Raw genomic sequence first — 20,542 nt, forward strand, 5'->3', positions numbered from 1 at the left:
AGTAAAAATAAAACTTTAGGACAAGAAGGAGGGAAGTTGAATGAAGCAATCAATAGAATTTCACAATATACTACAATACATTGATCAAAATTTAAAAGAAATATTAATAAATATAGATAAAAATATAGCTAAAAATATAGAAGAAATTAGACTAAGAATGGGAAAGCCATTAATGATATATTCAAATGGAGTAAATTATTACATAGATAAAAAAGGAACTTTATATTCTACACCAATAAACTTACAAAAAAGTTACTTAGTAACTCCTGAAAATATATATAAAACCTTTCAAATAGTAAGTAATTATTCAGTTTATTCTATACAAGAAGAATTGAAGCAAGGATTTATAACTATAAAGGGTGGACATAGGATAGGGTTAGTAGGTAGAGGAGTCTACAATAGAGATAAGCTAGAAAATATAAAAGATATATCATCAATAAATATTCGTATAGCAAGAGAAGTAATGGGAGCATCTAATCACATTATAAAATATGTGATAAAAAATTCTCATAGTATATATAACACACTAATAATATCTCCACCTAAGTGTGGGAAAACAACTATATTAAGAGATTTAATTAGAAATATAAGTAATGGTATAAATAGTTACAACTTTGAAGGGCTAAAAGTAGGAGTAGTAGATGAACGTTCAGAATTAGCAGGAACATATAATGGACAACCACAAAATGACTTAGGATACAGGACAGATATATTAGACGGATGCTATAAGCATGATGGAATAATGATATTATTGAGAGCAATGTCTCCAGACGTAATAGCTACAGATGAATTAGGTCATCCAAATGACATTAAAGCAATATATGAGGCTATGAAAGGTGGAGTACAGATAATTTCAACAGTTCATGGAGCGAACTTAGATGATGTAAAAAATAAACCTAATATAAAAGATATAGTAGAAGAAAAAGTATTTAAGCGAATAGTAGTATTAGACAATTCAAAAGGTGTAGGAACTATAAGTGACATAATAGATGGAGAAACTTTTAAATCTATAACTCATTAACATTAAGATTAAAGAGAGGTGGAAACTTATATGTTTACGGTAAAAATATTAGGGTGCTTATTTGTAATTATATCTTCGACTATGATAGGTATGGAATATAGTAAAAAATATACTGAAAGATTAAACAACTTAGTGTATGTTCAAAATTGCATACAATTATTAGAAACAGAAATAGTTTATTCTTGCAATCCGTTGCCAAATGCACTGGAAAATGTATATAACAAAGGGAACAAGAAAGTATCATTTTTATTTGAAGAAATAAGAAAATATCTTTTAGAAAACAAAGATAAAACTTTATTTGAAAGTTTTGAATATAGTTTATCTAAGTTTAAAGATAAACTATATTTAGAGGATGAGGATACTGAAATAATATTATCTTTGGGAAGAGTACTTGGAGTATCAGATAGATTAGATCAAGAGAAGCATTTTAAAACAATATTAGTAAATCTAGAGATGAATCATAAAGATGCCAATGAGAAGAAAAGCAAGAATGCAAAAATGTATAAGAGCCTAGGTGTACTTTTTGGATTTGCTCTAGTACTTATCTTATATTAGGAGGAGATCTATTATGAATGTAGATTTAATTTTTAAAATAGCAGGAATAGGTATAATAGTTGGAATACTTCATACAGTTTTAGATAAAATGGGTAAACAAGAGTATGCCTATATAGCTACACTAGCTGGAGTGGTTATAGTACTTACTATGGTTATAGATTTAATAGGAAAACTTTTTGACGATGTAAAAGTAATCTTTGGACTCTGAGAGGGAGGAAGATTATGGATATAGTCAAAATAGTAGGCATTGGAATAATAGCTACTACATTGTCAGTAATACTAAAACAACAAAAATCAGAGTTTGCAGTACAAATTAGTATAGTTACAGGATTAATTATATTCTCATTTATATTAAGTCAACTAGAATATGTTATTGATACTTTAGATAGTTTAGCAAAAAGAGTAGAACTAGATTCTCTATACTTTTCTACTGTTTTAAAAGTAGTTGGCATATCGTATATAGGAGAGTTTGGAGCACAAATATCTAGAGATGCTGGAGAGGGTGCTATAGCATCAAAAATAGAATTAGGTGCTAAAGTTATAATAATGACTATGTCAGTTCCTATATTAATGTCACTATTAGATTTAATAATTAAAATTATACCTTAAGGTTAGGTGTTTAATATGCTAAAGAAAATGACCATGATAACAGTTATTACATTATCAATATTATTAAGTTTAACAGGTATAGTACACTCGGAAGATGAGGATGGAATATTAGATAGTTTAGTAAAGAATCAAATAGAAAATTTAAATATAGATGAACTTGAAAAAGTGATAGAAGAAATAAATAAAAATACTAGCGAATTTTTACCCAAAATGAATTTAAAAGAGGACATACTATCAATGGTTAAAGGCGAAGACAGTATGGATATTAAATTATTAACGAAAGGTCTTCTGAAATATTTATTTAAAGAAATTGTCTTGAACTGGGGCATTTTAACCAAAGTGTTATTTTTAAGCATAATATGTTCTATATTAACCAATATGCAGGGAGCATTTGAAGGCAAAACTATAGGAGAGTTATCGTTTTATGTATGCTACTTAATACTGGTAGCAATGTCTATAAATAGTCTTATGGTAATAATAAAAGTGGCTAATGAAGCAATAGGAAGTATGGTTTTTCTGATGCAAGCTTTATTGCCAATACTTATAACATTGTTGTTAGCTATAGGAGGTATTACATCATCATCATTATTTCAACCAATAATATTAGGATCTATAAGTGTAGTAAGTACACTAATGAAAGATGTTATATTACCTCTAATAATATTAAGTACAATAATAGGTGTAATCAGCAATATATCAAGTAAAGTTCAAATAACAAAATTATCAGGATTCTTAAGACGGTCAATATTATACGTTATAGGAATAAGTATAACTTTATTTATGGGTGTTATGTCTATAAGAGGAGCAGTAGGATCTAAGCTAGATGGACTAACTATAAGGACGGCAAAATTTGCAGTAGACAAATTTGTACCAGTAGTCGGAAGATTTCTATCCGATACTATGGAAACCGTAGTAGGATGTTCTATGCTTATAAAAAATGCAGTAGGTATATTTGGATTAATAGCTCTATTTATAATAACTATAGTACCAATAATTAAAATAATATCACTAATCTTAATATACAAATTTACTATAGTAATTATAGAGCCAATAGCTAACGAAAGGATAGTAAATTGTTTGACAGATATAAGTAAATCTTTAACTTTGGTATTAGCAACAGTGGCTATAGTAGGTGTACTATTTTTTATGGCTGTAACTATAGTCATAGGAGCGGGTAATGCCACAGTGATGCTTAGGTAGGTGAAAAAATATGGTCGAATTTCTAAAAGGATGGATGACTAACTTAGTTACATTTATAGTAATAATAACTTTTTTAGAAATGATACTTCCGAATGGCAATATGAGACGATTTGTAAATATGATAATAGGAATACTTTTAATATTAGTTATAATAAATCCATTCATAAGTTTACTTAAAAGCAACATAGATATAGAGAAAGAAGTATTCATGAACATATCTGAGCAAAACACATATAAACCAAAGGAAGATAAAGAATTTAAAAATATACAAGATAAACAAATTGTCGACATGTATAAAAATCAGATAGAAAAAGAAGTAAGAAATAGCTTAATAAACAAAACACAATATGTTTTAGAAAAAATTCATATTGAAATTGAGGAAAACAATGATAGCAAAGAGTATGGAAGCATAAAAAAGATAGAGTTAATAATTAATGAAAACAAAGAAATTAAAGAAAAAGAAAATAGTAAAAATATACAGATTAAAGATATTGAAATAGATGTTAAAACAAAAGATATAGTGAAAGATAACGAAAGATTAAATAATGAAGAATTAAATAATAAACATACACAGGATATAGATAAGATAACTATACATATATCCGAGCAATTACAACTAGACAAAGATAAAATATTTATTATCTTAAAAAACAAAGGAGTAGGAGGGGAAGAAAGTGTTAGAGAAGATTAAAGACAAAATAAAAGAGTTCATGAATAAAGATAACTCTAAAAAATTTATAACTAACTTAACTATAGCTATATGCATAGGTATAGGCTTAATAATATTAAGTGATACTCTTTTACCCAATAAAGAAACAGTATCTAAAAGCACACATGATTTAGACTATGTAGAAGAAGATCAAGAAAATAAAATAAAAAAAAATTTAATAGAAGACTACTCAGATAATATGGAGTTTAAGCTTAAAGAGATATTAAGTGAAATAAAAGGTGTTGGAGAAGTTAAAATTATGATAAATCTGGAAGATACAGCAGAAATAGTACCAGCATTTAATACTACTACAGTAAATGAACAAACAAATGAGAATGATGCACAAGGAGGTGTGAGAACTGTTTCGAGAGACGATTCAAAGCAAGAAGTTGTAACATCTAAAGGGGATTCACTTATGGTAATAAAAGAAGTAAAGCCTAATGTTAAAGGGGTAATTGTTGTTGCTGAAGGAGCTGAAAATATAGAAGTGAAGGAAAAATTATATTCAGCGGTAAAAACAGTACTGGGTATATCGGGAAATAAAGTAGAGGTGTATTCAAGTAAATAATTAATCAGAGGGGGAAATAATATGTTTATGAAAAAGTTTTTAAAGAAAAGAAGCGTTTTAGTATCTTCACTAGTATTTTTATTAGGGGTTGTGGGGTATTTCAATCATCAATTAACTCAAAAATCATTATTACAATCATCTAATGAATATGCAAAACATGAAGAAATGGAATTAAGTAGTTTAGGAAATTCAAAAGATGGTAATACTCAAGAAACATCTACAAAAAACGTAGAGGTAATAGATAGCAAAGGAAGTAAGGATGCAAAGCTTGCTAACTATTTTGTTGAACATAGATTATCTAGAGATAAGTTAAGGGGTGAATCAGTAGAAAGATTAAATAAAATGATAGAAGATGAAAAAACTGTAGCAGAAGTAAGAACAAATGCTCAAAAAGAATTAATAAGTATAGGTGAAAATTCAGAAATGGAACTGTATATAGAAGGTCTTATAAAAGGAAAAGGATTCGCAGATGCGTTAGTATTTTTAAATAAAGACAGTGCTAGAATAGTTGTAGATAAAGAAGAGCTAGAAGAAACTGATGTAATGAAAATATTAGAAATAGTGACTACAGAAACAGAATTAGATTCTTCAAATATAAAAATTATGAAAAAGCAATAGGAATGTTTGTAAAAAGACATACAGTTTGATATAATACACTCATAGGATTAAGGATACTTGGAGGTGGAGATGTTGTCTAATGGAGATATCAATAGTGAAATAATGGATTATGGTCAAATTAAGATAGCAGACGAAGTGGTTGGAATTATTGCGGGACTGGCAGCTACAGAAGTTAAAGGAGTAGCAGGTATGAGCGGAGGTCTTGCAGGTGGTATAGCTGAGATGCTGGGGAGAAAAAATTTATCTAAAGGAGTAAAAGTAGAAGTTGGAGAAAGAGAAACTGCTATAGACCTATACATAATAGTAGAATATGGTATAAAGATACCAGAAGTAGCATGGGAAATCCAAGAGGGTGTTAAGAATGCAGTTGAAACTATGACAGGACTTAATGTTGTAGAAGTAAACATAAATATACAAGGTGTAAATATAGAAAAAGAAAGTAAAGAAGAAGATTTACAGTTACAGCAAAGTAGTAGTAGGCTAAAATAACTTAACCCTCTGATTTTTCAGAGGGTTATTTAAAATTGTTCAAAAATAAGGGGGTTAATATGAGTATATTCAATAAAATTTTTTCGAAAGTTGCTGTACTATTCCTAGGAGTAGTATCAGTTATATTTATATTTTTACCATTTAACACTATGAGTACTTTATCTTTTAAAAGTATAAGTGAATATGTTAATATAATAAATGGAAATTATTTATACTCGATATTAGGTGTTATTTTGTTTATGCTAAGTATGATATCACTATTTTCAGGGGTAAAAACAAATTCAAACAGATCTAGTCATATTGTAACTTATATGAACTTTGGGGACTTAAGAATCTCAGATGAAGCTATAAAAGGACTAACTCACAATATAATTTCAAAAATTATAGGAATAAGAGATTCTAAAATAATAGTTAATTTTATAGAAGGATATGTAATAATTCTTATAAAAGGACAAGTTAGTCCGGATATTAATATTCCTGAAGTTGCTAAAGAAATACAAGATAAAGTAAAAGAAACTATAGAAAACAATACTGGAATAGAAGTAAAAGAAGTAAATGTAGAAGTTGTAGCCATATCATCACCTATGAAAGCATTAAAATAGTGTAGAGGTGTTAAAATGTTAAATGAAAAATTAATAGAATTTTTTAAAAATAATACTGGAAAGATAATCGGAAGTTTGATAGGATTAGTTCTGGCAATTTTTATCTTAATAGTGGGATTATTTAAAACTTTGTTTATTTTAATGTTTATATTGATGGGTTACTTTATTGGAAGCAAAATAGATAACAAAGAAGACTTAAGAGAAGTATTACGTCGTATACTTCCTCCTGATAAAATATAATAGCACACATATAACTCGCATTTAATGCTAAAAATAGTCCTAAGAAAAAAATAATGGAGGATTAATATGGGAAGAAAAATAGCTAGAGAATCAGCAATGAAACTTTTATATCAAATGGAGGTTAATGATGACTTTTCACAAGATGCAATGAACATATTTTATGAAAATAATAAGCTTAGATCAGATGAAAGACTATATGTAGATGAAGTTGTGAAAGGTGTTATAAGTAACATTGAAAAAATTGATGAAGTCATAGAACAGAACTCACAAGGGTGGAAAATAAAAAGAATAGCTAAGGTTGACCTATCAATACTTAGAATATCTATATTTGAAATAATGTTTAAAAGTGAAATACCTTATCAAGTTTCAATAAATGAAGCTATAAACATATCTAAAGAATATAGCACAAATGATTCTAGTAAATTTATTAATGGGTTACTAGGAGCGTTTTCAAATAACTGGATTAGGGATAACAAGTAAATTAAGTTTATCCCTTTATTTTAGTTGAAATTTAATTTGTAATGTTTGTAAATTAGGCCTGTTTCAACATAGTATAAGGACAGGCTTTTATTCTAGAAAAAACTCTAGATCATATAGATATGGAGGACTATTAATAATGGAATTAAAACCATTGAAAGTTAGCGAGCTGAATCAATATATTAAAAGAATAATAATAAGTGATCCTATCCTTTACAATATAAGTGTTGAGGGTGAAATTTCTAATTTCAAGCATCATCATAATGGACATATGTACTTTACTATAAAAGACGAAAAAAGTAAGGTAAAATGTATAATGTTTAGTGAAGATAACAATATCTTAGATTTCATTCCTGAAGATGGAATGAATGTATATATAACTGGATATGTATCTGTTTATGATAGAGAAGGTAGTTATCAACTATATATAAAAAAGATGAGAAAAAAAGGATTAGGTGAACTTTATGAAGCTTTTCAAAAGTTAAAATTGAGTTTAGAGAAGCAAGGATTGTTTAAAGAAGACAATAAAAAAACAATACCTTACATGCCAAGAAAGGTTGGGATAGTAACATCTTCAACAGGAGCTGCAGTTAGAGATATAATAACAACTATAAAAAGAAGAATGAGAACAATAGATATTTTAATTTATCAAGTAATGGTTCAAGGAGATAAAGCACATATAGACATATGCAAAGGAATAAAATACTTTAATAGTAGAAACGATATAGATGTCCTCATAATTGGGAGAGGTGGCGGATCTATAGAGGAGCTTTGGGCTTTTAATGAAGAGAGTATTGCAAGGGAAATATATGATTCAAAGATTCCAGTGATCTCAGCTGTAGGACATGAAACAGATTTTACTATAGCTGATTTTGTTGCTGACATACGAGCGTCTACACCGTCAGTGGCTGCTGAAATTGCTACACCCTCTGTAGATAGTATTAAATATAAGATGGACTCTTTATTAAATAATCTTATAATGAACTACAGTAAGATAGTTGAATCAAAAAGAAAAGATATTGAGTTACTTAAAAAAGAAATAATTATAAATAGTCCTGTTTATAAAACCAAAGAATCAGAAATTAAATTAAAAGTCTTATACAAAGATCTAGTAGAAAAAATGAGTATGAAAATTAATTTAGAAAAGAATGATCTTAGAGAAAAATCAAATAAGTTAAATGCATTAAGCCCACTATCAGTATTGAATAGAGGTTATAATATAGCTATCAATGAGCAAAGTAAGACTGTAAAGTCTATAAATGATATTGAACAAGGTGAAAAACTAGAGCTTATATTCCAAGATGGAAATGTAAATGTTAAAATTGTAAGTGTTGAAAGTAAGGTGAATAATTATGAGTAAAGATGATTTAAATACTTCATTCGAAGAGTCGCTAAAAAGCTTAGAAGATATAGTATCAAAGTTGGAAAAAGGAAGTCTGACATTAGATGAATCATTAGATGAATTTCAAAAAGGCATAGAAATTTACAAGTATTGCAACAAGATATTAAATGATGCTGAAGGAAAAATAAAACTGATACTTGAAAGTGAAGATGGGGAAATAGTTAGTCATGAATTCGATAATATCTAATAACAAAAAGATAGGAGAAGTAGACATGGAATTTAAGGACGAAATAAAAAAATACTCAGATATAATAGGAAAAAATTTAGAAAAAATATTACCTGATAATGATTGTTTCCAAGGAACAGTTTGTGAATCTATGAAATATAGTATACTTGCAGGTGGAAAAAGAATAAGACCAATATTAACTTTAAAAGCCTTTGAATTAGTGAGTAAAAGTAGCTTTGAAAAGGCATTGCCTTTTGCATCAGCTATAGAAATGATACACACGTATTCATTAATACATGATGATCTACCGCCAATGGATAATGATGATTTTAGGAGAGGAAAGCCTACAAATCATAAAGTATACGGTGAAGCTATGGCTATATTAGCAGGTGATGCACTTTTAAACTTTGCTTATGAAACTATGATAGAGAGTATTCCGGAAACGTCAAAAGATGTATCTGGATATATAAAAGCTATTAAAGAAATAGGAAAGGCCGCAGGAGTATATGGTATGATAGGAGGACAAGTTGTAGATATCATATCAGATGAAAATATAATGAGTGAGGAACAATTAAGATTTATACATAATAAAAAGACATCAGCTTTGATAGAAGCTTCTATTTTGTCAGGAGCATTTCTAGCGAATGCAAGTGACAATCAGATAATCGCATTAAAAAAATATGGTGAAGCAATAGGCCTTTGTTTTCAGATAAGAGACGATATACTAGATAAAATAGGCGATAATGAAAAGCTTGGAAAAAGTGTAGGTAGTGATGAAGCGAATAAGAAACTTACTTACTTAACTTTATATGGAATGGAAAAGTCTATAGAAAAAACTCATGAATTATGTAAAGAAGCTATAGAAGCATTAGATATCTTTGATAGTAAGGACACTATATTTTTTAAACAATTTGCTGAGTATTTAGTATATAGAGAGAGTTAAGTTAAAAATAATTATAAAAGTGGGATGAATGAATTGAAAAGTATACTTGCTGATTATAAAAGCTTAGAAGATTTAAAAAAAATGGATATAGAAGAATTAAATTTATTTGCTAAAGAGATAAGACAACTTATAATAGAGACTGTCTCGAATAATGGAGGTCATCTTTCATCAAACTTAGGAGTAGTAGAGCTTACTTTAGCTTTGCATAAGATTTTTAATACAGAAAGAGATAAAATAATATGGGATGTAGGACATCAATCTTATACTCATAAAATATTAACTGGTAGAAAAGATGATTTTCACACCTTAAGAAAATATAAAGGAATAAGTGGCTTTCCAAAGAGAAAAGAGAGCATTCATGATGCTTTTGATACTGGACATAGTTCAACATCTATATCCGCAGGATTAGGCTATGCGTTATCTAGAGATATAAAAAAAGAAGATTATAGCGTAGTATCAGTTATAGGAGATGGGGCTATGACTGCAGGCATGGCTTTTGAAGCATTGAATCATGCGGGTGATATAAAATCAGATTTAATTGTGGTATTAAATGATAATGAAATGTCAATATCTGAGAATGTGGGCGGGTTGTCAAGATATTTAGAAGGATTAAGAACTACTCCAACATATTTTAAGGTAAAAGAGGACGTAGAATATATTCTTAATAGCATACCTGCTATAGGAAAAAGAGTACTGAAAACCGCTGGAAGAGCTAAAGATAGTGTTAAATACTTCTTAGTCCCAGGAATGTTTTTTGAAGATATAGGGTTTAAGTATTTTGGTCCAATAGATGGTCATAATATAAGTGAGATTATGAATGTTTTAAAAATGGCTAAAAAAGTGGGGGGACCTGTTTTAGTTCATGTAGTTACTAAAAAGGGTAAAGGCTATAAACCTGCTGAAAAACATCCAGATATATTTCATGGAGCATCATCATTTGATATAGAAACAGGAGAATCGCTTAAAAAGAATTCTAAAGAAACTTATTCAGATGTTTTGGGAAATACTTTAGTAGAGTTAGCAGAAAAAGATGAAAATATAGTAGCAATAACAGCAGCAATGCCATCTGGAACAGGACTAGATAGTTTTAGAGAAAATTTTAAAGATCGTTTCTTTGATGTAGGTATAGCTGAACAACATGGAGTGACATTTGCTGCAGGACTTGCAGCTAATGGAATGAAGCCGTTTTTTGCAGTATATTCTACCTTTTTACAGAGAGGATATGATCAAATTATACATGATGTTTGTATTCAAAAACTACCAGTTACATTTATAATCGATAGAGCTGGTCTGGTAGGAGATGATGGCGAGACGCATCATGGAGTATTTGACTTATCTTACTTGTCTCATATGCCTAACTTAATCATAATGGCGCCAAAGGATAAAAGTGAATTCATAGAAATGATAAAATTTTCATCAAAACTTGAATTACCTTCTGCGATAAGATTTCCTAGAGGAGCATGTATAAACTTTATAGAAGAAAAATGCCTACCTATAGAAGTAGGAAAGAGTGAAGTTATAAATCATGGTGAAAAAATAGCATTAATATCGCTAGGCAAGATGGTTGAGGTTAGCTATAAGGCCATAATGGAATTAAAGGAAATTGGAAAAAACATAACTTTAATAAATGGAAGGTTTGTAAAGCCGCTAGATGAAAAATTAATTTTGGATGTTGCTAAGAGTCATCAAGTAATAATAACTTTAGAGGATAATGCTAAAATTGGTGGTTTCGGAAGCCTAATAAATAATTTACTAATAAAAAACAACTTTAAAGGAAAAGTTATAAATATATCTATACCTGATGAATTTGTAGAACATGGTAGTGTTGAGAAATTGTATGAGGAGCTTGGCATGGATAAAGAAAGTATAAAGAATATAATTCTTGAGAATTTAGTGGATTTATAATGGGAGAAATTAGATGAAAAAAGAAAGAATAGATGTACTTTTAGTTGAAAAAGGACTAGCTGAAAGTAGAGAGAAAGCCAAAAGATTTATAATGGCAGGAATAGTTTTTGTTGATAATGAAAAAATAGATAAAAGTGGAACTAAAGTATCAGTGGAAAGTGATATTTTAGTTAAAGGTAATCCATTACCATACGTAAGTAGGGGAGGACTCAAACTAGAAAAAGCATTGAAAGAGTTTCCAATTTCAGTAGAAGATAAAGTGGCTCTTGACATAGGCGCTTCAACAGGAGGATTTACTGACTGTATGCTTAAAAATGGAGCAAAAAAAGTTTATGCAATAGATGTTGGATATGGACAGTTGGCTTGGGAAATTAGAAGTAACGAAAAAGTTATTCCTATGGATAGAACTAATATAAGATATGTTAAGAAAGAAGATATAGGAGAACTAAGTGATTTTGTAAGTATAGATGTATCTTTTATTTCTTTAAAACTGATTCTTCCTGTAGTTAAAGAACTTACTAAAGAAGATGTGGAAGTCATAGCTCTTATAAAGCCACAATTCGAAGCTGGAAGAGAAAAGGTTGGAAAAAAAGGTGTAGTAAAAGATAAAAAGGTACATCAAGAAGTGATAGAACAGATAAATAGTTTCTGTGAAAGTATAGGACTATATATTAATGACTTAACTTATTCACCTATAAAAGGTGCTGAAGGAAATCGTGAATATTTGGCCTATATAACTAAAAGAGAACCAAATAGAGATATAGTTGAATTAATTAATACGGTAGTTAACGAGTCTCATGATGAATTATAAATAAGATTAATAAATTTCATGTAAGGGTTGTTATTATCTAGATGTAAAACTGAAAACAAAGGAGATAATAATATTGAAAAAATATGCAAGACAATCAAAAATTTTAGAACTTATAGAAAATAATGAAATAGAAACTCAAGAAGATTTAGCAGATCATTTAAAAAGACTAAAAATAGATGTGACTCAAGCAACAGTTTCAAGAGATATTAGAGAATTAAGATTAGTAAAGGTACTTTCAAGCACAGGAAAATATAAGTATGCGCCAATTGGTCAAAGTACCGAAGGAACCACAGATAGACTTATAAAAATCTTTAAGAACTCTATAATATCTGTTAATATAGCAGGACATATGTTAGTCGTGAAAACATTACCAGGAGCTGCTCAAATATGTGCATCAGCTGTAGATTCTTTAGGAATGGAAGAGATAGCTGGTAGTATAGCAGGTGATGATACTATATTCGTTGCAATAAGTGACATAGACAAAGTGAAAGAAATAGCTCAGACACTACAAAAACTTCTAAGCTAATAATTAAGAGGTGACTATATGCTTCTAGAACTTAATATACAAAATTTTGCTATAATAGAAAAAGCAAAAATATCTTTTACTGAAGGACTTAATATCATAACAGGAGAAACAGGAACAGGAAAATCTATAATAGTTGATGCTATAAATTTAGTATTAGGTGGAAGGGCAGATAGAAACTATATAAAAGATGGAGAAGAAAAAACTATAGTAGAAGCTTTATTTTATATAGAAAAGAAATCGTTAGTTACAGATATATTAAACAAGTATGGAATAGAAATTGAAACAGATGATAGTGTTTTAATTACTAGAGAGATACATTTAGGTGGGAAAAGTGTGTCAAGAGTAAATGGAAGAACAGTAACACTTAGTATGTTAATAGAAATAACAAGTAAGCTTATAGACATACAAGGTCAGCATGAAAATCAATCCTTATTAAACACAGAAAATCACATTACATTTGTAGATTTATTAGGAGATGACCAATTTAAAGTTTTAAAGGATAAAGTTAAAGTTGAATATGCTAAATTAATAGCACTAAAAAATAATTTGAGAAATTTAATAAAAAATGAGCGAGAAAGAGAGCGAGAAATAGATTTATTGAAATTTCAAATAGAAGAGATAGATGAATTTGAGTTAGAAAAAGATGAAGAAGATTACTTAATGAAAAAATATGATATTATGTCAAACACTCAGGAAATTTCAACAACAATAAATAATATAAATGAGCAACTTAATTCTAGTAATTATAATAAAAGCTCAGTAATAGATCAATTAAGAAGTATATCTATAATGTTAAATAAAGTTTCACAATATGACCAAGAGCTAAAAAGGTATGGAGAGTCTATTGAGACTATATGCTACACAATAGAAGATATATCCAAAGAAATAAGAGATTATCAAAATAATATAGAATTTAATTTTGAAACGTTTATAGAGCTAGAAAATAGAATTAGCGGATTAAATAAGTTAAAAAGGAAATATGGAAATACTATAGAAGATATTTTAAAATATAGAGAAGATATATTTGAAGAACTACAGATATTATTAAACTTAGAAGAAGAAATAAAAAGAATAAATGAAAATATAGAAAATGTAGAAAATAACCTTGATAAATATTGTCATAATTTAACTAATGAAAGAAAGAAAATATGTATGAAGTTAGAAAAAAATATTTCAAATGAATTAAATCAGTTAAACATGGAGAATACTATATTTAAGGTAAATATAAGAGAACTAGAGTATTTCTCTGAAAGTGGAAAAGACAATGTGGAGTTTTTTATATCTACAAACATTGGACAACAGTTGAAACCACTTTCTAAGGTAGCTTCAGGAGGAGAGATGTCTAGAATCATATTAAGCTTTAAAAATATATTAGCAGAATTAGATAATATAAATTCTTTGATTTTTGATGAGATAGATACTGGTATAAGTGGAAGGACAGCACAAACTGTTGGGGAGAAAATTGCTCAAATTTCTAAATCACATCAAGTTATATGTATAACTCATCTACCACAAATAGCTGTAATGGCAGATACTCATTTTTTGATAAATAAAGAGTTAATAGAGAACAAAACTTTAACTAAAATTAAAAAGCTAAATGAAGAAGAACAAATAGACGAAATCTGTAGACTAATAGGTGGCGTAAGTGTAACAGAGATAACTAAAAAGCATGCAAAAGAAATGATCAAATTATCAAAACATATAAAAAATAATTGTTATTAGCAAACATCTCTAAATTATTAGAGATGTTTGTTTTTTTTGTAAAATGAATAATTATTTGTGTAGAATAAATCAACCTCAAAAAGGCAAAATTAAAATCATAGCCTAAACTTCCACTATGAAAGATTAGGGGAAAATTGGAGGGTGGTTTTTATTGAAAAAAAAGTTTTGTTTTAAAAAAATAATTTTCTTTAGTCTAATGTTAATGTTATCTATCGCATATACATTAGAACTAGTTAATATATTGGATTATCCCTCACAAATAAATGTAAGTAAGGGTTCTAATAAAGAGTTAGATATAGTTTTTCCATTTACAGTAGAAATATTAGAAAATAGAGATAAAGTTTTAGAACTTAATGAATCTTATAAAGATAAATTAAAATTAAGCATGAAAAACAACTATAACTTTAAACCAGTAAATAATGGTATGGCGAAACTAGGAATAAATTTTTTAGGACTTGTGCCAGTTAAACAAGTTAATTTTAATGTAATAGAAGATAAATATCTAATACCAGGAGGAGAAGCACTGGGAGTTAAATTGAATACAAAGGGAGTATTAGTTGTTGGTACATCGGAGATAGAAGGAGTTAACGGAAAGAAATATAATCCAGCGTTAGATGCTGGAATAAAAATTGGAGACTCTATAATTGAAATAGACAATAAAAAAGTTAAAGATGCTAATCATGTTATAGAGATTTTAAATAATATAGGTGATAAAAAAGTACAAATAGTCGCTGAAAGAGATAATAAAAGAATTGAAACAGAATTAACTCCCGTAAAAAGCAAGCAAGATAATAGCTATAGATTGGGTATATGGGTAAGAGACAAGACTGCAGGTATTGGAACATTAACTTTTTATGATGAAGAATCTGAAAAATTTGGAGCTCTAGGTCACTCAATAACAGATGCTGATACTGGAACCTTGATGAATGCAGAAAATGGTGAAATAATGAAAGCACAGATATCCTCGGTTGAACAAGGTAAAAAAGGTACTCCTGGCGAAATAAGAGGAATGTTTTTCGAGTCAGACAATGTATTAGGTAAAATAGAGTCTAACACTATATTCGGAATATATGGTAAGATGTATAAAGAAAACAAAATAACCAAGAAAAAATCTTTTCCAGTTGCATTACAAAATGAAGTGAAAACTGGAAAAGCTTATATATTAACTACAGTTGAAGACGACAAAGTAGAGGAATATGAAGTAGAAGTAGTAAAAACAGATAAACAATACTCTCCAGAACCTAAAAGTATGGTAATTAAAGTTACAGATAAAAGACTTTTAGAAAAAACGGGAGGAATAGTTAGAGGAATGAGTGGAAGTCCTATAATACAAAATGGTAAAATAATAGGTGCAGTAACACATGTATTTGTAAATGATCCTACTAAAGGATATGGACTTTATATAGAATGGATGATGAAAGAGTCTGGAATGCTAGACAATAAACAGGAAGTGAGTCATAAAGTTGAAAATAATTATAGCCCTTGTAAAAAGGGCTATAATTATTTTATAAAATGTTAAAAATAGAAGAAGGAAATATAAGATAGATAAAGAATAATAATATATGGGGAAAAAATAGGGGGGTAATTTAGTGAACAACCAAAAAATAAGATTATTAATAGCAGATGATAATAAAGATTTTTGTAATATTCTAAATGAATATTTATCTACTCAAGAAGATGTAGAAGTAATAGGAGTGGCAAAAGATGGATTAGAAGCTTTAGAACTTATTTCTATAAAAAATCCAGATGTATTAATACTAGATATCATAATGCCACACTTAGATGGACTAGGAGTACTAGAAAGACTGCACTCTACGGAGTTAGAAAAGTTTCCTAAGATTATAATACTATCGGCAGTTGGACAAGATAAAATAACTCAAAGAGCTATAAATTTAGGTGCAGATTATTATGTAGTTAAACCTTTTGATTTTGAAATATTTATGAAAAGAATAAGACAAGTTGCAGGAACAGCACCAGCTATGATCGAGAAAAGAAAACAGGTTCAACCTGCTACTCAAGGACTTGTGGTAAGTCAAAAAAATAATTCTTTAGAGGCTAAAATAACTAATATAATTCATGAAATAGGAGTTCCAGCTCATATAAAAGGATATCTATACTTGAGAGAAGCTATTACTATGGTTGTAGATAATATGGAATTATTAAGCGCAGTTACGAAAGAACTTTATCCTAATATAGCTAAGAAGTTTAACACAACTCCAAGTAGAGTAGAAAGAGCTATTAGACATGCTATAGAAGTAGCTTGGAGCAGAGGTAAGGTAGATACTATAAATAGTTTATTTGGTTATACAGTTCATACAGATAAAGGGAAACCTACAAACAGTGAGTTTGTAGCAATGGTAGCTGATAAATTAAGATTAGAACAGAAGATATCATAAATAGGTGAAAATACAACATTATAAAAAATATGAATTGGTACACATTTGGTTCTATAATGCAACTAATTATAAAATGTACCAGTAAAAGACAACTCTCTTATTCAATTATTTAAAATTGAAAGGGGAGTTTTTATTTTGTCTAAATTAACAGATTTTGAATTTCAAATTGAGGATTTTATGATTTACTGTGTGTCAAAAAAACTATCTACAAAAACAACTAAGTCATATGAGCAGACTTTAAAACTATTTGCTATGTATATGAAAGAAGAGCATAGTATTGATAACGCTGAGGATGTTAAAACAGCTCATATAAGACATTATATTAAATATCTTCAGGAGATAGGAAAGTATACAGTTCAAACAAGAAATGAAAATATTAATTTTCCTCAAAATAGGACAGACAATGGAAAACAAATAAGTCCAAATACTATTAATAACTATATACGAAATATAAAGGTCTTTTATAATTATCTAGTAGAAGAAAGAGTTATAAGAGAAAATCCACTTGATAGAGTTAAATTTTTGAAGAAGAGAGAAAGAATAAAGGAATCTTTGTCTAGAACAGAGATAAATGTAATTTTGTCTAATTATAATTTAACAAGCTTTTATGGCTATAGAGACTACATTATAACTAAGCTATTACTTACTACAGGTGCTAGAATAGGTGAAACTTTATCTTTATTAACAGAAGATATTGATTTTAAAAATAAAACAGTTCTTTTTAAGGATACAAAAAATAAAAAAGAGAAAATAGGCTATTTAAGCAATATGATGATGCAAGATCTTAGAAGATGGGTTTCTTATAAAGATAGATATATGACTACGGAATCGCTATTCCCTACCAATCGTTGTACAAAGCTAAAATTGCATTCATATGAAAAGGCTTTAAAACGTGATGCATTACGTGGAGGCATAGAGAATGTGCTTCCTCATCGTCTAAGAGCTACTTTTGCCATAAGATTTCTTAAAAGCGGTGGAATTATGTGCATTAAGTCGTTTATTTGATCACTCTAATGTAGAGATCACAAGAGTATACTTAAACTTAACTTAAGAAGAATTAAGGAAAGAATTTATGAAATATCATCCTTCAATAGATTTTGGAGGTGATAGGTAGTGTTAAATAGATACAATTACGATATTGAATTAGATCTATATTTAAAACCAATTACGAAAACAGTAATAGATGAGATACTAAAACATACTAATAAGCGTGGAATTGCCTTTCCTAGCGTTAAAACTATAGATGACAATATAAATTATATCTAAGAACAGTACAACGTCATTTGAGGATAATTAGAGATATTAAAATGGATAATGGACTACCGTTTATGATCATATATAGAAAAAGAAGTAATGATGAAATACTTAGTCATAATGTATACTATCTCCCTTGGCTGGACGGTAAGAAGTGGAAGGAATATATAAGGGATCATCATTTAAGCATAAATACAACACTAATCAAAGAATATGAAGAAGAGTTATATAAACAAATTTATGATAACCAAGCGACAGAAAAGCTAACTAATATTAAAAGAGATAGAATATTTATTTCTTATATCAATAAAACAGCGAAAAAGTTATCTAAAATTGGAGTAGATGAAGTGCTTAAAATTCTAGCATCTATAGGAGAAAGAATTATAAAGTAATAAAAATTTTTTGTAATATATTAATACTTTAAATAGCCATTGTAACACCGGCTCTAAGAGATCTAAAGGGGTCTCCAGTTTGGTAACTCCTTTTTATTTCTATACGATTTTGAAGGATAGGTTTGTATTAGATGTATGAAATTTGAACAACTATATAGAGTTTGCTATAGAGTTCAAATAGTCCAAACAAATAGCATGGAACTATAGGATATATAACGAACGTAGCAACTTTCTATATAGTTAAGTAGTGGAGTCAACTAAACTATATAAGAAGCTTTATTAACAAAGTTATATAAGGTGTGATAAATGATGGATAACCATAAATGTTACAAAGAACTGGACAAGCTTGAAAATGAAAATACGAAAGAATAAAATATGGATAATGATATGGAGGTATTAAAAATAAACAATACTAAAAGAGTTAGTAAAGAAAAAGAGATAAGCTATATAGTTATTTAACAAAGAAAATAAGAAGATATATGAAGAATTAGCTAAGTAAGATGAGTGTTTTTATTACTTTGAAGCTTTATTATATACTTACCATTATTATGACAGAATAAGCCCATATTGTGTATAATAGGAACAGATGGAATGGAGGTGATTATGATGAATTCAGAAGAAACTAAAGTAGAAAGTAAGTACAATGAGTATATGAAAAATGTGTATAAAGGTAGCACTTATAAAAATAGGTATGCTGATGTGCTAGGAGCAATAGCAGTTATAGAACTAATTGTTAGTATAGTGGGAGCAACATACATATGGAAAACCATGGCAACGATTGATAGAGGATTATATTATTCAAGTCCAGAATATAATCCATTCGGAGTAGGTTTAAGTTTTACAATTTTAATTCAAGGAATAATTTTATTTATAGTAATGCAGACATTAAAAACTACGGCAAAAGATGTTGTGGAAATTAAGAATAAAATTTTAAGTAAAGAGTAGAGTTGAATGAAATTATTAAGATAATTATTATTGATAGTCCCACTTTCTGAGTGGGATATTTTAATGAGTTTTTTAGCACTGTAAATAAACTACTTCAATATATAACATAAATATTGATATATAATGAGAAGATTTATGGAAAAATACTCTTCTATTTTATTTATGGTAATAAGCTTATCACCCTGGTATGGACAAGAATTATTGTATTGATAACAGTTTTGGAGTAATAAATTAATATAAAAAGAGGTGATAGTTGTTGCATTGATTAATTGTCCAGAATGCAATAAAGAAATATTTGATTGAAAAGTTCATCTAAAGTCATGGCAAATATATCTAATTAATTACTTATAAAAATAAGTAGATTAAGGGGCGTTTTGTTGTGTTTAAATATAAGATATTTAACATTTTATGTTGATAAACTTTACTTTATATTATATAAATATAGCTAAAAAGTCATAATCTATATAGATAGGACATTAAAAACTAAATAAAATGATTAGATGGCAATAAACATATAAATATTACAAAATAGTGATGTTATATAGTATTGAGATAATAATATATGTATAGTATAATAGAACATGAAGATATTACATTCAAATAATAACAAATATACTTATAATAACTAATAAACATTATCAAGATGGTTGAATAGGGAGTAAATAAACATTGAAAATTGGCTATATAAAGTTCACGAGAAATATGAATTCAAAAAAACAGAGAACTTATCGTAATATTGCTAATATACTTAAGCTACAAATAAGTATACTAGAGGCCTTTATAGAACATCCTGTTAATTATTTATTTAAATAGATAATTAGTAGGATGTTTTTAATTAGTGTAATGGATGGAATAAAAAAGAAAATGTATAAAATTTTATCAAAATTGATTTTTATTATATAAACATCGTATCAAATATTATTAATTAGATAAAATACTATTAGTAAATACTTTACTAAGTTCTATTAATATAGTAAATTAGTGTAGAGATA

General features: G+C 28.2%; 25 protein-coding genes. All 25 read left to right on the forward strand.

What is annotated here, in order from left to right:
* The first annotated feature begins 40 nt into the window (after positions 1–40).
* The 25 genes from spoIIIAA to CURI_RS07025 all read left to right on the forward strand — a co-directional run bounded on the left by spoIIIAA (position 41) and on the right by CURI_RS07025 (position 19,550).
* Positions 41–1,021 carry a stage III sporulation protein AA gene (gene spoIIIAA, locus CURI_RS06910; RefSeq protein ID WP_014967519.1) on the forward strand — a complete coding sequence of 327 codons (981 nt, stop codon included), beginning with the start codon at positions 41–43 and terminating at the stop codon, positions 1,019–1,021.
* 30 nt (positions 1,022–1,051) lie between these two features.
* Positions 1,052–1,576 carry a stage III sporulation protein SpoIIIAB gene (spoIIIAB, locus tag CURI_RS06915; protein ID WP_014967520.1) on the forward strand — a complete coding sequence of 175 codons (525 nt, stop codon included), beginning with the start codon at positions 1,052–1,054 and terminating at the stop codon, positions 1,574–1,576.
* A gap of 13 nt (positions 1,577–1,589) precedes the next feature.
* A complete protein-coding gene (spoIIIAC, locus tag CURI_RS06920) occupies positions 1,590–1,784 on the forward strand; it encodes a stage III sporulation protein AC (protein WP_014967521.1) in 195 nt (64 codons plus the stop codon).
* A gap of 14 nt (positions 1,785–1,798) precedes the next feature.
* Positions 1,799–2,185, forward strand: a complete 387-nt coding sequence (gene spoIIIAD, locus CURI_RS06925; RefSeq protein ID WP_014967522.1) for a stage III sporulation protein AD — start codon at positions 1,799–1,801, stop codon at positions 2,183–2,185.
* A gap of 15 nt (positions 2,186–2,200) precedes the next feature.
* Positions 2,201–3,385 carry a stage III sporulation protein AE gene (gene spoIIIAE, locus CURI_RS06930; RefSeq protein WP_014967523.1) on the forward strand — a complete coding sequence of 395 codons (1,185 nt, stop codon included), beginning with the start codon at positions 2,201–2,203 and terminating at the stop codon, positions 3,383–3,385.
* 10 nt (positions 3,386–3,395) lie between these two features.
* Positions 3,396–4,076, forward strand: coding sequence for a stage III sporulation protein AF (spoIIIAF, locus tag CURI_RS06935; protein WP_014967524.1), 681 nt, complete (start codon positions 3,396–3,398; stop codon positions 4,074–4,076).
* A complete protein-coding gene (gene spoIIIAG / locus CURI_RS06940; RefSeq protein WP_014967525.1) occupies positions 4,060–4,662 on the forward strand; it encodes a stage III sporulation protein AG in 603 nt (200 codons plus the stop codon). The genes spoIIIAF and spoIIIAG overlap by 17 nt, the downstream gene beginning before the upstream one ends.
* A 21-nt stretch (positions 4,663–4,683) precedes the next feature.
* Positions 4,684–5,280 carry a SpoIIIAH-like family protein gene (locus CURI_RS06945; protein ID WP_014967526.1) on the forward strand — a complete coding sequence of 199 codons (597 nt, stop codon included), beginning with the start codon at positions 4,684–4,686 and terminating at the stop codon, positions 5,278–5,280.
* Positions 5,281–5,349: 69 nt separating this feature from the next.
* Positions 5,350–5,769 carry an Asp23/Gls24 family envelope stress response protein gene (locus tag CURI_RS06950; RefSeq protein WP_014967527.1) on the forward strand — a complete coding sequence of 140 codons (420 nt, stop codon included), beginning with the start codon at positions 5,350–5,352 and terminating at the stop codon, positions 5,767–5,769.
* A gap of 59 nt (positions 5,770–5,828) precedes the next feature.
* Positions 5,829–6,371 carry an alkaline shock response membrane anchor protein AmaP gene (amaP, locus tag CURI_RS06955; RefSeq protein ID WP_014967528.1) on the forward strand — a complete coding sequence of 181 codons (543 nt, stop codon included), beginning with the start codon at positions 5,829–5,831 and terminating at the stop codon, positions 6,369–6,371.
* A gap of 15 nt (positions 6,372–6,386) precedes the next feature.
* On the forward strand, positions 6,387–6,611 hold the full coding sequence (locus CURI_RS06960) for a DUF2273 domain-containing protein (RefSeq protein ID WP_014967529.1): 225 nt from the start codon (positions 6,387–6,389) through the stop codon (positions 6,609–6,611).
* Positions 6,612–6,677: 66 nt separating this feature from the next.
* Positions 6,678–7,091 (forward strand): transcription antitermination factor NusB, encoded by a 414-nt coding sequence (nusB, locus tag CURI_RS06965; RefSeq protein WP_014967530.1) that lies wholly within the window; start codon positions 6,678–6,680, stop codon positions 7,089–7,091.
* Positions 7,092–7,227: 136 nt separating this feature from the next.
* Positions 7,228–8,448, forward strand: a complete 1,221-nt coding sequence (xseA, locus tag CURI_RS06970) for an exodeoxyribonuclease VII large subunit (protein ID WP_014967531.1) — start codon at positions 7,228–7,230, stop codon at positions 8,446–8,448.
* Positions 8,441–8,677: an exodeoxyribonuclease VII small subunit gene (locus CURI_RS06975; protein WP_014967532.1), complete on the forward strand. Its 237-nt coding sequence runs from the start codon at positions 8,441–8,443 to the stop codon at positions 8,675–8,677. The genes xseA and CURI_RS06975 overlap by 8 nt, the downstream gene beginning before the upstream one ends.
* The gene (locus tag CURI_RS06980) at positions 8,658–9,599 is read left to right on the forward strand and encodes a polyprenyl synthetase family protein (protein ID WP_228370463.1); all 942 of its coding nucleotides are present in this window, start codon (positions 8,658–8,660) and stop codon (positions 9,597–9,599) included. The genes CURI_RS06975 and CURI_RS06980 overlap by 20 nt, the downstream gene beginning before the upstream one ends.
* A gap of 24 nt (positions 9,600–9,623) precedes the next feature.
* The gene (dxs, locus tag CURI_RS06985) at positions 9,624–11,504 is read left to right on the forward strand and encodes a 1-deoxy-D-xylulose-5-phosphate synthase (protein ID WP_014967534.1); all 1,881 of its coding nucleotides are present in this window, start codon (positions 9,624–9,626) and stop codon (positions 11,502–11,504) included.
* A gap of 13 nt (positions 11,505–11,517) precedes the next feature.
* On the forward strand, positions 11,518–12,315 hold the full coding sequence (locus CURI_RS06990; RefSeq protein ID WP_014967535.1) for a TlyA family RNA methyltransferase: 798 nt from the start codon (positions 11,518–11,520) through the stop codon (positions 12,313–12,315).
* A 73-nt stretch (positions 12,316–12,388) separates the two neighbouring features.
* Positions 12,389–12,841, forward strand: a complete 453-nt coding sequence (locus CURI_RS06995) for an arginine repressor (protein WP_014967536.1) — start codon at positions 12,389–12,391, stop codon at positions 12,839–12,841.
* Between the two features lie 18 nt (positions 12,842–12,859).
* Positions 12,860–14,563: a DNA repair protein RecN gene (recN, locus tag CURI_RS07000; protein ID WP_014967537.1), complete on the forward strand. Its 1,704-nt coding sequence runs from the start codon at positions 12,860–12,862 to the stop codon at positions 14,561–14,563.
* Positions 14,564–14,714: 151 nt separating this feature from the next.
* Entirely contained in the window at positions 14,715–16,082 is a 1,368-nt protein-coding gene (spoIVB, locus tag CURI_RS07005; protein ID WP_014967538.1) for a SpoIVB peptidase, read from the forward strand.
* 70 nt (positions 16,083–16,152) lie between these two features.
* Complete coding sequence (gene spo0A / locus CURI_RS07010; RefSeq protein ID WP_014967539.1) at positions 16,153–16,959, forward strand: sporulation transcription factor Spo0A; 807 nt, start codon at positions 16,153–16,155, stop codon at positions 16,957–16,959.
* A gap of 135 nt (positions 16,960–17,094) precedes the next feature.
* Positions 17,095–17,964: a tyrosine-type recombinase/integrase gene (locus CURI_RS07015; RefSeq protein WP_014967540.1), complete on the forward strand. Its 870-nt coding sequence runs from the start codon at positions 17,095–17,097 to the stop codon at positions 17,962–17,964.
* A 108-nt stretch (positions 17,965–18,072) separates the two neighbouring features.
* Positions 18,073–18,225, forward strand: a complete 153-nt coding sequence (locus tag CURI_RS15790) for a helix-turn-helix domain-containing protein (RefSeq protein ID WP_014967541.1) — start codon at positions 18,073–18,075, stop codon at positions 18,223–18,225.
* Between the two features lie 41 nt (positions 18,226–18,266).
* Positions 18,267–18,605, forward strand: a complete 339-nt coding sequence (locus CURI_RS07020) for a hypothetical protein (RefSeq protein WP_014967542.1) — start codon at positions 18,267–18,269, stop codon at positions 18,603–18,605.
* 603 nt (positions 18,606–19,208) lie between these two features.
* The gene (locus CURI_RS07025; protein WP_014967543.1) at positions 19,209–19,550 is read left to right on the forward strand and encodes a hypothetical protein; all 342 of its coding nucleotides are present in this window, start codon (positions 19,209–19,211) and stop codon (positions 19,548–19,550) included.
* The last annotated feature ends 992 nt before the right edge of the window (positions 19,551–20,542 follow it).

The sequence above is a fragment of the Gottschalkia acidurici 9a genome (genome assembly GCF_000299355.1).
Lineage (GTDB): Bacteria > Bacillota > Clostridia > Tissierellales > Gottschalkiaceae > Gottschalkia > Gottschalkia acidurici.